Genomic DNA, 13,533 nt, shown 5'->3' on the forward strand with positions numbered 1-13,533 from the left:
CGGGGAGATGGGCGCCAGGCGACCGACAGGACAGGCTTTGGCCGATGCCGTGCGCGACCGCATCGGCTACGCCTTCCGCGATCACGCCCGCCTCGAGCGGGCGCTGACGCATTCGAGCGCACGCCGGCAGACCGGGTCCGATTACGAACGGCTGGAATTCCTCGGCGACCGCGTGCTCGGCCTCGTCGTGGCGGACATGCTGTTCCACGCCTTCCCCGGCGCGCCCGAAGGCGAACTCGCGGTGCGCCTCAACGCGCTGGTGAGCGGCGCCGCTTGCGCCGAGGTGGCAGAGGAGATCGGCCTTGCCGAACTGATCCACGCAGATTCGGGATTGAAGACGCTGGCCGGTCCCAAGGGCCGCGGCACGCGCGCGGACGTCATGGAAGCGCTCTTGGCTGCCGTCTACCTCGAAGGCGGCCTCGAAGCGGCGCGTCCGCTGATCCTGAAGTACTGGGAACCACGCAGCCGCGAATCGCGCGGCGCGACGCGAGATCCCAAGACCGAGCTCCAGGAATGGGCGCATCAGTCGGTCGGTACCGCGCCGGTCTACACCATCGCCGGCCGCGAGGGTCCCGATCACGAGCCGATCTTCACCGTCAGCGTCGCGGTCGGCGGTCTGGAGCCGACCGTCGGCAGCGGACGCTCCAAGCGCGAGGCGGAACAGGCGAGCGCAGCCGCCATGCTGGCGCGCGAAGGCGTCTTGCCGAAACCGGAACAGGACAGATGACAGACCATGAAACGCGCGCCGATGCGGCGACCCGATCCGGCTTCGTCGCGCTGATCGGCGCGCCCAACGCCGGCAAGTCGACGCTCATCAACCAGCTCGTCGGCACAAAGGTGTCGATCGTCACCCACAAGGTCCAGACCACGCGCTCCATTGTGCGCGGCATCGCCACCCATGGGCGCGCGCAGATCGTCTTCGTCGACACGCCGGGCATCTTCAAGCCGCGCCGCCGTCTCGACCGCGCCATGGTCACCACCGCCTGGGGCGGGGCGAAGGACGCCGACCTCGTGCTCGTCCTGATCGACGCCGAGCGCGGCCTGCGTGGCGACGCCGAGGCGCTGGTGGAAAATCTTGCCGAGGTGCGCCAGCCGAAGATCCTGGTCCTCAACAAGGTCGACAAGGTGAAGCGCGAGAGCCTTCTGGCACTCACCGCCGAGGTCAATTCGAAGGCCGAGTTCGAGCGCACCTTCATGATCTCCGCGCTCGACGGCTCCGGCTGCGCCGACCTCCTCGACTTCCTGGCCGAGCGGCTGCCCGAAGGTCCCTGGTACTACCCTGAGGACCAGATTTCGGACCTGCCGATGCGCCAACTCGCCGCCGAGGTCACCCGCGAAAAGCTCTATCTGCGCCTGCACCAGGAACTTCCCTATTCCTCGCATGTCGAGACCGAGAAATGGGAGGAGAAGCCCGACGGCTCGGTGAGGATCGACCAGGTGATATACGTCGAGCGCGACAGCCAGAAGAAGATCGTGCTCGGCCACAAGGGCGAGACCATCAAGGCGATCGGCCAGGCGTCGCGCAAGGAGATCGCCGAGATCCTCGAACAGAAGGTGCACCTCTTCCTGTTCGTCAAGGTGCGCGAGAACTGGGGCGACGACCCCGAGCGCTACCGCGAGATGGGCCTGGATTTCCAGGGATAGGAACCAGGGACAGTTTACTTTTCCGCGACGGGTCACTGGCGTTTCCAGGCTCCCCGCGAACGGAAGAAAGTAAGCTGTCTCCTCGTTGCGCGGCCTCGGTCAGCCCCCCAGATCTTTCTCGAACCAGAAGTCCGCATACGGATTGTCGTTGAACCGTCCGATGTCGCGGTAGCCCGCCTTGCGGTACATCTCCTGTGCCCGCGTCAGCGCCCGGTTGGTGTCCAGCCGCACGCGGGCCATTCCCAGTTCCCGCGCCTTGTCCTCTAGCGCCGACAACAGGCGCCTCGCAACGCCCAGTCCGCGTGCCTGCGGAGCGACCCACATGCGCTTGATCTCGCCGGTGCCGGGCTCCATCGTGCGCAGCGCCCCGCATCCGATCGCCTGCCCGTCGAGCCGCGCCAGCAGGAACGATCCGTTCGGCGGCGTCAGCGCCTCGGTTTCGGGCGTGGGGTTGCCGTTGGCCGGGTCGAACCCTTCCTCGAACGTGACAGCCAGTTCCGCCACGTAGGCCGCCACGCAGGCGAGCGCGTCCTCGCTGTCGGCGGCAACCTGCGAAATCTCCACCGAAGCCGCCGCCAGCAGGTTCCTCACCTCATCCATCGCCGCCAGCAGCCTATGGCGCTGGGTGTCGGAAAGCGGTGACAGCCAGGAGCGGGCGAGGTCGTCCGAAAGTCCGTCATAGGCCGCCCATTCCGCCTCGCCCTTCGTGGTCAGCCGCACCCGGCGCCGGCGCCGGTCGTCGCCGTCGTCCTCGACGGCGACCAGCCCCTGCCGCTCCAGCGCCCGCAGGAGCCGGCTCATATAGCCCGAATCGAGCTTCAGCCGTTCCCTCAGCGCGCGCAGGTCGCTGCCGCCTTGGCCGATCTCGAAGATGAGCCGCGCCTGCCCGAGCGGCCGCCCGCGCCCGAGATAGCTGCCGTCCACCGCGCCGGTGCGCAGCGTCACGACGCGGTTGAAGTCACGCACTGTGCCGATCTGTGCTTTTTCCATCCTCTGACCATAGTCAGAGAATATTTGTCGCGCAAGACGCACGTGGAATGGCGTCCGTCGGCGGACCTAATCCTCGAAGCGGCCGTCGCTCTCCCGGTCGCGCTCGTAACGGTGCTTGACCGGAAACGGCGGCAGCCAGGATTCGCGCCGAATGGTCCACAGCTCGTAGGTCGGCGTCAGCTGGTCGGGCGCGTCGAGCGATCCGAGGTTCACCTCGACCTCGTCTTCGCTGCGCCCGAAGACGGTCGAGCCGCAGCGCGGACAGAAGAATCGCCCGGAATAGACGCGCGCCTCGCCTTCGATAGTCACCGCGTCTGCCGGGAAAATCGCGGAGGCGTGGAACAGCGCTCCGTGATGCTTGCGGCAGTCGAGACAGTGGCACATGCCGACCCTGTACGGTCGCCCCGTCGCCACGAAACGCAGATCGCCGCACAGGCACCCGCCGGTAAACTGCTCCATCTCTTTCCTCCTCCGAAAAATCCGCCGGGGAATGGCTACACCGAAAGGCGCGTCGCTCGCCATCGACAACGTGAATTGACCGCGCCACCTTGCTTTCGCCGCTCCCGCGGTGAAAAGCTCTGCCCATGGAATGGCGTGACGAAGGCATCATCATCGGCTCGCGCAGGCATGGCGAGTCGAGCGTCATCCTGGAGGTCATGACGCGCGGCCACGGGCGCCACATGGGCATCGTGCGCGGCGGGCGTTCGCGCAGGATGCAGCCGGTCCTCCAGGCGGGAAACCGGGTGGAACTCGTCTGGCGCGCGCGCCTCGACGAGCATCTCGGCATGTTCCAGGTCGAGCCGCTGGAACTCAACGCCGCGCGCCTCCTGTCGAGCGCCTGCGCCGTCTACGCGCTGCAGACGCTCGCCGCCCACCTGCGCCTCCTGCCCGAGCGCGATCCGCATGCCGGTCTCTTCGAGACCTTGGCGATCGTGCTCGAACATCTGGAGGATCCGGCCACCGCGGCCGAACTCCTGGTGCGCTTCGAACTCATGGTGCTGGAGGAACTCGGCTTCGGCCTCGATCTCGGCAGCTGCGCCGCAACTGGCGTCACCCGGGATCTTGTCTACGTCTCGCCGAAGTCGGGCAGGGCGGTCTCGCGCCTGGCGGGCGACCCGTATCGCGACCGCATGTTGCCCCTCCCTGCCTTCCTGAACGCCGGCGCCGGCCAGCGCGGCGACTCCGACGCCATCCAGGATGCTTTCCACTTGACCGGCTTCTTCTTCAACCGCCATGTCTACGAGCCGCGCGGCATCGAACCGCCCGAAACCCGCGCCGGCTTCCTCGCCGCGCTGCGGCGGGAATTGGCGCGCGACAGGATCGAAGAAGGGGAAGGCACCGCATGAGCGCCGTCGAACTGTTTCCGGGCCACGTCGCGCCGCTCGGCCTCGGCACGATACCGCATGAAGACATTGGCCGTTTCACCGGCCTTGAAGCTCTCAAGCGCCTGATCGACGGCCACTACCCCGCTCCCCCGATCGGCGCGCGCATGAACTTCGCGCTCGTCGAGGTCTCGGAGGGAAGGGCAGTCTTCCATGGCATGCCCGGCGAGCAGCATCTCAATCCCTTGGGGACAGTCCACGGAGGATGGGCCGCCACCGTCCTCGATTCGGCACTGGGATGCGCCGTGCACACAACCATGGCCAAGGGCGAGGCCTACACGACCATCGAGTTCAAGGTGAACCTCATCCGCCCGATCACCCCGAAGACGGGCCTCGTTGCCTGCGAGGGCAAGGTCGTCAGCCGCGGCCGCACCACCGCCGTCTCCGAAGCAAGGCTCACCGACCAGAACGGCAAGCTCCTCGCCTTCGGCACCGAAACCTGCGCCATCTTTCCGGTCGGCAACCTCGCGCCGCGCTGAAAACAAATCGTGGCGGCTGGCGACAATGCCGACGCCGCCTCCTTCTCCCCGCTCGCGGGGAGAAGTGCCCGCCAGGGCGATGAGGGGCATACCCCGCGCCCACCGGAACCGCGAACGAAAAAGGCGGAACCGAAACCCCGCCTCCTTCGAAATCGCCCGATGCTCGTCGGTCAGCCGATCCTGCCGCCGCCCTGCTTCGTCACCATCACCACCGCCGGCCGCACCGGCATGGCGTCGTCGAAGTCCGGCCAGCGGGTGGCCGGCGCCTCGAAGGTCGCCTGGCCCGCGTCGCCCGGATGCTGGACGGCCAGGAACAGAGTCTCCCCGTCCGGCGTGAACAGGGGGCCGCACATCTCCGCGCCCACCGGCACGCGGAAAAACAGCTTCGACGTGCCGCGCGCCTCGCCCTCGGTGTCGATGGCCCAGAGACCATCGGTACGGCCCGTGTCGGCTTCGTTGTTGCCGTCGGTGGAGACCCAGAGACGCCCGTCGGCATCGACCGCCGCGTTGTCGGGCATGCCGAACCAGCCGTTCTCGCTCGTCGCCGGCGAGAAGGTGGCGCCGACCTCGGCGATCTTCGGGTCGCCGCACTTGAGCAGGATCTCCCAGGTCGACTTGGTCGAGGCGAAGTCGCCGTCGGTCTCGGTGATCTCGATGATGTGGCCGAACGCGTTCTTCGGACGCGGATTGGCTGCATTCGCCTCCTCGCGCTTCGTGTTGTTGGTCAGCATCACGTAGACCTTGCCGGTCGAGGCGTTCGGCTGGACGTCCTCCGGCCGGTCCATCTTCGTGGCGCCGAGCGCATCGCCCGCGCGGCGCGCCTCGATCAGCACCGCCGCCTGGTCGGCAAAGCCGTTCTCGGCCGTCAGCGGGCCTTCGCCGTGGACCAGCGGCATCCAGTCGAGGCTGCCGTCCTCGTTGAAGCGCGCCACATAGAGCGTGCCGTCGTCGAGGATGTCCATGTTCGCGGCCCGGTCGTCGGGGTTGAACGTGGTATTGGAGATGAACTTGTAGACGTAGTCGAAGCGCTCGTCGTCGCCCGAATAGGAGACCACGCGGCCGTCGCCGTTCACGATGGTCTCGCAGCCCTCATGCTTGAAGCGGCCAAGCGCCGTGCGCTTCTTCGGCACCGAATTCGGGTCCCGCGGGTCGACTTCGACGATCCAGCCGAAGCGGTTTGCCTCGTTCGGCTCCTTGGACACGTCGAAGCGGTCGTGGAAACTCGCCCACTGGTACCATCCCGCCGGCACGCCGAGGCGCTTGTAATTCTCGGCTTCCGCATGCCCTTCCGGCAGTTCGCCCGAAAAGTAGCCGTGGAAATTCTCCTCCGCCATCAGGTAGGTGCCCCAGGGCGTCACGCCTCCGGCGCAGTTGTTGAGCGTACCGAAAACCTTCGTGCCGGACGGGTCGGCGTTGGTCTTGACGCGGTCGTGGCCCGCCACCGGTCCCGATAGCTGCATCTCGGTCGAAACCGTGATGCGCCGGTTCATGGCGCCGTCGAGGGCCGGCTCCCACTTGCCGTCGCCGTTGCGGCGAAGCTCCAGGATCGTGCCGCCATGCGCGGCCATCTCGATTTCGATCAGCTCCTTTGTGTAGTCGCCGAGCTCCACCTTGTCGTCGCGCACGACGGCGAACCCCGGGAACATCAGTTCGGCGTTCGTGTACTCGTGGTTGACGAAGAGCAGCCCGTGATCCGGGCTGTCTTCGAGCGCCACGAAACCGATGTAGTCGTTGTTGTAGCCGAACTGCCGCGCCTGCGCTTCGGCGGTCTGGTTCATCGGGTCGAAGTCGGGCGAATCGGCAAAGACCTTGTCGCCCCAGCGGATCAGGATGTCGGCGTCGTAGCCGGGGGCCACATGGTGTTCGAGGTCGACGCCGGCCTCGATCTCGTCGAAGCCGAAGCGCGATCCGGCCGCCGCCTGCGCCTTCGCCTCGCCTCCTGCGAGCAGCGCCATCGGGCTCACTGTGGCGCCGATGGCGGCGACCGCCAGCGAAGCGCCGAGGAAACCGCGGCGCGAATAGCGACGGTTGATGATGTCGCCCATCGTCGGATTGCCGCTTGCGTTGCGGCCGATGTCTTCGGATTCCTCCCGGATCTCCGTAAGTGTGCGCATCTGACCCGGGTTCAATCGCTCGTTCATCCCTGCCTCCTGGGGTTGGTTGGACCGTCGGAGGCAAGGTTAAGCGGTTGGATGTATCACCCGGATGACAGATGCCGGCGCGAGGGAACGCTCCGGCCTATTCGGCCGCGACCATCGCCGGCCGAGCCACAGGCGCCTCGCGGATCGGCCAGTGCACGATCGCGGCGAACAGGCCGAGCGCGACCCCCAGCCACCACACCGAATCGTACGACCCGTAGATGTCGTAGAGATAGCCCCCGAGCCACACGCCCAGGAACGAACCGATCTGGTGCGACAGGAAGACGACGCCGCCCAGCATGCCCAGGTGCCGCGTGCCGAACATGATCGCCACCAGCGCGTTGGTGGGCGGCACGGTGGAGAGCCACAGCAGCCCCATGAGGATCGCGAAGACGATCACGGTCGCCGGCGTCTGCGGCAGGAGGAGGAAGACGGTCACCAGCACCGAGCGGCCGATGTAGATCCAGGCGAGGAACATCGGCTTGGAATAGCGCTGGCCGATGACGCCGGAGGCGAGCGAGCCGATGATGTTGAAGAAGCCGATCAGTGCCAGCGCGATCACCGCGTAGCGCGCCTCGATGCCGATGTCGGCGACGTAGGCGGGGAAATGCGCGGTGATGAAGGCGACCTGGAAGCCGCACACGAAGAAGCCGGAGACGAGCAGCAGATAGCTGCGGTGGCCGAGCGCCTCGCGCAGGGCCTCGGCGACCGTCTGCCGCATGGCGGTCTGCGCCACGGACCCGCTCTCGGCATTGCCGCGCAGCGGAATGGCGAGCACCGGAATGGCCAGCATCATGAAGCTCATGAAGACCAGTGCGTCGAACCAGCCGTAGGCGTCGATCAGGCCCTGGCTGAGCGGCGCGAAGATGAACATGCCGGCCGAGCCCGCCGCCGTGCCGATGCCGAACGCCATGCTGCGCCGCTCCGGCGCCACGTTGCGCGCGAAGGCCGCCAGCACGATGCCGAAGGAGCCCGAGGCCACGCCCAGCCCCACGAGCACTCCCCCGCCGATGTGGAGGGCGGCCACGCTGTCGGCCGTCGCCATCAGGTAGAGGCCGGTGGAGTACATGACGCCCGAAAGCGCGAGGATGCGCCAGGTGCCGAACTTGTCGGCCAGCGCGCCGAACACCGGGGTGCCCAGGCCCCAGGCGAGGTTCTGGATCGCCATGGCGAGGCCGAAGGTGGTGCGGTCCCAACCTTTCTCTGCGAGCATCGGTAGCTGGAAGAAACCCATCGCCGAACGCGGTCCGAAGGTGATCGCGGCAATCAGGCAACCGCAGATGATGATCAGCCAGGGGAGGGAGGGGGCGGTGCGGTGCGGAACGGCGGCCTGCGACATGTCTGGTGCTCCTCGAAGGCGCGCAGACTAGGAGGACCGCCCGATGCTGAGAAGCAAATTCTTTGCGAAGGATCGTTCAAGCTTGTTGATGGATCGCCGTTCCTTGGGGGAGTGCCGAGGAGAGAGAATAAACGGATGCGGCGGGAGTTTCGGTTCCCGCCGCCCGGCGTCGATCGGGGCACGGCGCCAGCGGTGACCGGCCTACTTGAGGATGGTCACCTTCTGTGCGGAGTGCATCCCGTCCTTCATCTGCCAGGAGATGCGAACCCGCTCGCCGCTCTTCAGGGCCGGATTCTCGTAGCCGGGGGCGAGGTGGTAGATCACGCCGTCATTGAGGGTCAGCGTCTCCGCCTTCTGGTCGAAATTGCGGACGACGCCGGTTGTGTCCTGCGTCGCGGCGAGCGCGAACGGGGCGGCGGCGAGAAGGGTTGCGACGGTGGTGGGGATGAGAAGAGCACGCATTGGTGACACTCCTTTTTCTCGGATGTTGAGGGAGTGGAAACTCCCTGGGAAGCCGTCCGAAAGCGTCGCGTCGCGGCGTTGATCGTCGCCGGCGCTTCCCGGCTTCGATAGGAAGGCTAGCCCCGCGCTCCCCGCCCTTCGAGTTAAAAAAAGATAATGTTGCGAGCCCCGGTCCTTGCCATGATTGCCGCAATCGGCAGCCCTCTGGAGCGGAAGCGCGGCATGAGCCACCCGCTCACGGTGGCCATGTCTAACCGCGAGCCTGGCGAGCCGTCCCCCGCGATTTGGACGGGAATTTGGGAGCCGCACCCTCGCCGATGAAATGCAGGTCCCGCTGCGGGAAGGGAATGGTGATGCCGTTCTCGTCGAAGGTCAGCTTGGCGGCCTTGGTGAAGTCGAGCTTGGTGGGGAACCAGTCCGGCGACTTCGTCCAGTAGCGGATCGACACGATCACCGAGCTGTCGCCCAGGCTGGAGACGAAGCAGTTGATCGGCGGGTCCTGGAGGATGCGCTCGTCCTTGGACGCGAGATCGGCGTAGATCGATAGCGCCAGCGCGATGTCGTCGGCGTAGCCGATGCCGATGGCGATCTCGTTCATGCGGACAGGATTGCGCGAATAGTTCGTCACCGGCGAGTTCCACAGCTCGCTGTTGGGCGCCAGAACGAACAGGCCGTCATAGGTCTTCAGTTCGGTGGCGAAGAGTCCGATCTCCTGGATCGTGCCGGCGACGCTGCCCGCGTTGATGTACTCGCCGACCCGGAACGGCCGCAGCACGAGCAGCATGATGCCGGCCGCGATGTTCTGCAGCGTTCCCTGCAGCGCCAGGCCGATCGCCAGGCCGACGGCGCCAAGCGCTGCGATGATGCTCGTGGTCTGCACCCCGAACTGGGCGAGCACCGTGACGCCGACGAGCACCAGCGCGCCGTAGCGCACCACCTTCGCGAAGAATTTTCGCAGCGTCTCGTCGAAGGCCTTGAAGCGGCCGAGACCCCGATAGGTCGAGCGCTCCAGGAAGCCCGACAGCATGTAGCCGACCACGAGCACGATCAGCGCGCCGAGGATCGAAAACGAATAATAGATGATCAGTGAGCTGGCGTCCGTCCAGATGGTCTGCGCTGCATTCACCATCCGGCCGGCACCGTCTTCGAGATTTCCGATGGGGTCCAAATCATCTTCTCCGTTGAATCGCCCGCATTAGAACGCAGCGCCGGTCATTCACAAAGAGGCCCCGCGAAAAAGATGCGGATACGGCTGCTAGCCGCTTGCGTGGGCGATGGCGTTCTGGCCAGATGATCCGCGGCGAAAGCCACAATTCCGTCATCTTTCGGGCGCGATGGCAATCCGGACCCGTGGCCGGAAGGCTCGCCGCGGGTGCCCCGGCAGTGGCGCACCAGCCTTCATCCAAGGGATTTCCCGCCACCGATGTCCGTTCGCATCCGTCCGGCCCATGCCAGCGACATCGGCGCGCTGGTGGCGATCGAGAATGCCGTGTTTTCGACCGACCGCATCTCCCGCCGGTCCTTCCGACAACTGATCGAGCGCGAGACCGCCGAGACGCTGGTCGCTGAGGCCGACGGCGCGATCGCAGGCTACTGCATGGTGCTCTTTCGCAAGGGCAGCGGCGTGGCGCGGCTCTATTCCATCGCGGCCGGTCCGCACTTTGCCGGAAGCGGCATCGGCCGGGCACTCCTTCTTGCCGCCGAGGAAGCCGCCTTCGAGAACGACCGCCTGATGCTGCGGCTCGAGGTGCGCGAGGACAACGCCCGCGCGATCTCCGTGTACGAGCGCAACGGCTATCGCCGCATCGGCCGCGAGACCGACTACTACGCGGACGGCATGGCGGCCCTGCGCTACGAGAAGACGCTGCGCGGCAACGTGCCGGTCAACACGCGCGTGCCCTTCTACGAGCAGACCTGCGAGTTCACCTGCGGCCCATGCTGCCTGATGATGGCGATGGCCTATTTCGATCCCTCGTTCGTGCCCGATCCGGTGCGCGAAATCCGCCTGTGGCGCGAGGCCACCACTGTCTTCATGATGTCGGGACCCGGCGGCTGTGAGCCCTTCGGTCTCGCGGTCGCGGCGCGAGAGTTCGGGCTGTCGGCCGAAATCCTCGTCTCCTTCCATGGCGCGCTCTTCCTGCAATCGGTGCGCAGCGAGGAGAAACGCCGGGTGATGGAACTGGCACAGGTGGATTTTCGTTTGCGCGCCGAGGAATTCGGCTTGCCCGTTAGCTATCGCTCATTCACCTTGGATGACGTTCGCGGGGCGCTCGGGGAGGGGAAACTGGTGATCGTGCTCGTGAGCGGGTTCCTCATGTTCGGCAAGAAGGTGCCGCACTGGGTGCTTGCGATCGGCGACGACGGCGACCACATCATGCTGCACGATCCCTGGGTCGAGGACGAGCGCGGCGAGACCAAGGCGGATGCGGCCAACATTCCCGTTCCCTACGACATCTTCATGAACATGGCGCAGTTCGGGCGCGACGGCCTGCGCGCGGCAATCATCATCGGGAAGCTCGACAAGACATGACCTGGGTCATCCTTACCGGACGCCAGAACGACATCGACCCGTTCGCAACCCCGCACAAGATCATCACCAACCGCGATTACCTGGCCCATCCGGCGTTGTTCAAGGGGCAGCGCCCGAAGGTCATCAACCTGTCCAACAGCTACGCCTACCAGACCCGCGGGTACTACGCCTCGCTGCTCGCCTCCTCGCGCGGCCACAGGGTCATCCCGACGGTCGAGACCATGATCGACCTCTCGGAGCGCAAGCTCTACGAGCATGCGCTGCCCGAACTCGAGGTGGCGCTGAACAGGTGCCGCAAGGATCTCGGCGGCAGCTTTCCGGGCAAGCTTGCCGTGTTCTTCGGCATCGCGCCCTCGCGCGCGACCGACCGCTTCGGCCGGCTGCTCTTCGACTGGTTCCGTGCCCCCGCGCTGGAAGTGACGATCGCCGACGACGGCAAGTGGGCGACGATCCGCAAGATCGGCTTCCTGCCGATCGGTCGCATGAAGCCGGAGGAAGAGGAACGCTTCCTCAAGTGCCTTGAAACCTATACGCAGCGCGAATGGCGCGATTCGAAGGGCCGCACCCCCTCGCGCTACAGCTTCGCCACGCTCGTCGATCCCAACGAGGAACTGGCACCGTCCATGGTCTCCTCGCTGCGCCACTGGGCCAAGATCGCCGAAAAGATGGGCGTCGAGGTGGAGCCGATCGGCAAGCGCGACCTCGCCAAGCTCGCCAACTACGACGCGCTCTTCATCCGCGAGACGACGTCGATCTCCAACCACACCTACCGCTTCGCCCGCCGCGCCCAGCAGGAAGGGATGCCGGTCATCGACGACCCGCTGTCGATGATCCGCTGCACCAACAAGGTCTACCTGAACGAGCTGATGACGGCCAACAAGGTGCCGGTGCCGCCGACTGTGATGATCGCCGGCCCGGCCGATTTCGAGGTCGCCGCCCAGACGCTCGGCTTTCCGCTGGTGCTGAAGATCCCGGACTCCTCATTCTCGCGCGGAGTCAAGAAGGCGGCCAGCCTGGCCGAGCTGAAGACGCTCGCCACCGAGTGGCTGGAGGATTCCGACCTCCTGATCGCGCAGAAATACCTGCCGACGGAATACGACTGGCGCGTCGGGGTGCTGGGCGGCCAGCCGCTCTTCGCCTGCCATTACCTGATGGCCAAGAAGCACTGGCAGATCGTCAACCACGACCGCGCCGGCAAGCCCGACCAGGGCGGCATCAAGCCGTTCATGCTGAAGGACGCCCCGCAGGCGGTGGTGGACACGGCCATGCGCGCGGCGCGCTGCATCGGCGACGGGCTCTACGGCGTCGATCTCAAGGAGACGCCGGACGGCGTCTTCGTCATCGAGGTCAACGACAACCCCAATCTCGACCACGGCTACGAGGACGCGGGCGAGAAGGACGAGGTCTGGGTCCGGCTCACCCAGTGGTTCCTCGACCGCCTGGAACGCACCGGGCGGTAGAGGACGTCACCCACAACCCTTACATCGCCATCGCGAGGGCGTGTTTGTCGTTGGGAATCTGGATGTCGATCTCCAGGGTCGACATGGAGGCACCGCGATCCATGCTGACCTGCACCTGGTCGTGGTCGACCTGCACGTGCCGGGCGATCACCGCCATGATCTCCTCGCGCAGGACGGCCACGAGGTCCGGCTTGTCGCGGTTGGAGCGCTCATAGGCGAGCAGGAGCTGCAGGCGCTCGCGGGCGACGGGAGCGGAGCCCCGGCGCTTGAAGAGCTCGAAGATGTTCATGCCGCTTTCCTTCTGAACAGTCGGTCGAAGATACCGCGCTTGTCGAAGGGAAGGACCACCGGCAGGACCTCTCCTTCGAGCCGCCTCGCCGCATCGATGTAGGCGCGGGCAGCCGCATTCGTGGGTTCGCTGAGCGTCACCGGCGAGCCGACATTGGAGGCGCGCAGGACACCCTGGCTCTCGGGAATGATGCCGAGCAGGGGTACCGAGAGAATCTCGAGCACGTCGTCGATCGCCAGCATCTCGCCCCTGGCGGCGCGCTCGGCGTCGTAACGCGTCACGAGCACGTGCTTGGCCATCTCCTCGCCGCGCTCGGCCTTCATCGTCTTGGCGTCCAGCAGGCCGATGATGCGGTCGGAATCGCGCACGGAGCTGACTTCCGGGTTGGTGACGATCACTGCCTCGTCGGCGAACCGCATGGCGAGCTGGGCGCCACGCTCGATGCCGGCCGGGCTGTCGCACAACACGTAGTCGAACACCTGCTTGAGCTTGGCGATCACGTCGGCCACGCCTCCCTCGGTCAGTGCGTCCTTGTCGCGCGTCTGCGAGGCCGGCAGCAGGAACAGGGTCTCGATGCGCTTGTCGCGGATAAGCGCCTGCGACAGCTTCGCCGTGCCTTGGATGACGTTGACGAGGTCGAACACGACCCGCCGCTCGGCACCCATGACGAGGTCGAGATTGCGCAGCCCCACGTCGAAATCGACCAGCGCCACCCTCTTGCCCGTCTGTGCCAGCGCCGCTCCCAGCGAGGCAGTGGAGGTCGTCTTGCCGACGCCTCCCTTGCCCGACGTGACCACTATGACCTTCCCCATCTCGGTGT

14 protein-coding genes are annotated in these 13,533 nt (G+C 66.2%); 6 read left to right on the plus strand and 8 right to left on the minus strand.

Annotated elements, in window-relative coordinates:
• Positions 1-7: 7 nt before the first annotated feature.
• Positions 8-727 carry a ribonuclease III gene (rnc, locus tag BSQ44_RS10265; protein WP_072603723.1) on the plus strand — a complete coding sequence of 240 codons (720 nt, stop codon included), beginning with the start codon at positions 8-10 and terminating at the stop codon, positions 725-727.
• Positions 724-1,644, plus strand: coding sequence for a GTPase Era (gene era / locus BSQ44_RS10270; RefSeq protein WP_072603726.1), 921 nt, complete (start codon positions 724-726; stop codon positions 1,642-1,644). The genes rnc and era overlap by 4 nt, the downstream gene beginning before the upstream one ends.
• A 99-nt stretch (positions 1,645-1,743) precedes the next feature.
• Here era and BSQ44_RS10275 read toward each other — a convergent pair whose 3' ends face one another.
• On the minus strand, positions 1,744-2,634 hold the full coding sequence (locus tag BSQ44_RS10275; RefSeq protein WP_072603728.1) for a helix-turn-helix domain-containing GNAT family N-acetyltransferase: 891 nt from the start codon (positions 2,632-2,634) through the stop codon (positions 1,744-1,746).
• 66 nt (positions 2,635-2,700) lie between these two features.
• The gene (locus BSQ44_RS10280) at positions 2,701-3,093 is read right to left on the minus strand and encodes a GFA family protein (RefSeq protein WP_072603730.1); all 393 of its coding nucleotides are present in this window, start codon (positions 3,091-3,093) and stop codon (positions 2,701-2,703) included.
• A 125-nt stretch (positions 3,094-3,218) separates the two neighbouring features.
• On the opposite strand from BSQ44_RS10280, the gene recO reads away from it, so the two are divergent.
• Positions 3,219-3,980, plus strand: coding sequence for a DNA repair protein RecO (recO, locus tag BSQ44_RS10285; RefSeq protein WP_072603732.1), 762 nt, complete (start codon positions 3,219-3,221; stop codon positions 3,978-3,980).
• Positions 3,977-4,495 carry a PaaI family thioesterase gene (locus tag BSQ44_RS10290; protein WP_072603734.1) on the plus strand — a complete coding sequence of 173 codons (519 nt, stop codon included), beginning with the start codon at positions 3,977-3,979 and terminating at the stop codon, positions 4,493-4,495. The genes recO and BSQ44_RS10290 overlap by 4 nt, the downstream gene beginning before the upstream one ends.
• A gap of 170 nt (positions 4,496-4,665) precedes the next feature.
• Here the strand turns inward: BSQ44_RS10290 and BSQ44_RS10295 are convergent, their stop codons facing one another.
• From BSQ44_RS10295 to BSQ44_RS10310, 4 genes are all read right to left on the minus strand, one after another.
• Complete coding sequence (locus BSQ44_RS10295) at positions 4,666-6,636, minus strand: PhoX family protein (RefSeq protein ID WP_072603736.1); 1,971 nt, start codon at positions 6,634-6,636, stop codon at positions 4,666-4,668.
• Between the two features lie 97 nt (positions 6,637-6,733).
• Positions 6,734-7,972 (minus strand): MFS transporter, encoded by a 1,239-nt coding sequence (locus BSQ44_RS10300; protein WP_072603738.1) that lies wholly within the window; start codon positions 7,970-7,972, stop codon positions 6,734-6,736.
• Between the two features lie 201 nt (positions 7,973-8,173).
• Positions 8,174-8,434 carry a DUF1344 domain-containing protein gene (locus BSQ44_RS10305; RefSeq protein WP_072603740.1) on the minus strand — a complete coding sequence of 87 codons (261 nt, stop codon included), beginning with the start codon at positions 8,432-8,434 and terminating at the stop codon, positions 8,174-8,176.
• Between the two features lie 250 nt (positions 8,435-8,684).
• On the minus strand, positions 8,685-9,563 hold the full coding sequence (locus tag BSQ44_RS10310) for a mechanosensitive ion channel family protein (RefSeq protein WP_072607985.1): 879 nt from the start codon (positions 9,561-9,563) through the stop codon (positions 8,685-8,687).
• Between the two features lie 294 nt (positions 9,564-9,857).
• Between BSQ44_RS10310 and BSQ44_RS10315 the strand changes: the two genes are divergently transcribed.
• Positions 9,858-10,964, plus strand: coding sequence for a GNAT family N-acetyltransferase/peptidase C39 family protein (locus tag BSQ44_RS10315; protein WP_072603742.1), 1,107 nt, complete (start codon positions 9,858-9,860; stop codon positions 10,962-10,964).
• On the plus strand, positions 10,961-12,424 hold the full coding sequence (locus tag BSQ44_RS10320) for a RimK family protein (protein ID WP_072603744.1): 1,464 nt from the start codon (positions 10,961-10,963) through the stop codon (positions 12,422-12,424). The genes BSQ44_RS10315 and BSQ44_RS10320 overlap by 4 nt, the downstream gene beginning before the upstream one ends.
• Positions 12,425-12,443: 19 nt before the next feature.
• Here the strand turns inward: BSQ44_RS10320 and minE are convergent, their stop codons facing one another.
• Complete coding sequence (gene minE / locus BSQ44_RS10325; RefSeq protein WP_072603746.1) at positions 12,444-12,713, minus strand: cell division topological specificity factor MinE; 270 nt, start codon at positions 12,711-12,713, stop codon at positions 12,444-12,446.
• Positions 12,710-13,525: a septum site-determining protein MinD gene (gene minD / locus BSQ44_RS10330; RefSeq protein WP_072603748.1), complete on the minus strand. Its 816-nt coding sequence runs from the start codon at positions 13,523-13,525 to the stop codon at positions 12,710-12,712. Before minD ends, minE begins: the two co-directional genes overlap by 4 nt.
• Positions 13,526-13,533: the final 8 nt, after the last annotated feature.

Origin of the sequence: Aquibium oceanicum, from assembly GCF_001889605.1 — a bacterium.
Classification (GTDB): domain Bacteria; phylum Pseudomonadota; class Alphaproteobacteria; order Rhizobiales; family Rhizobiaceae; genus Aquibium; species Aquibium oceanicum.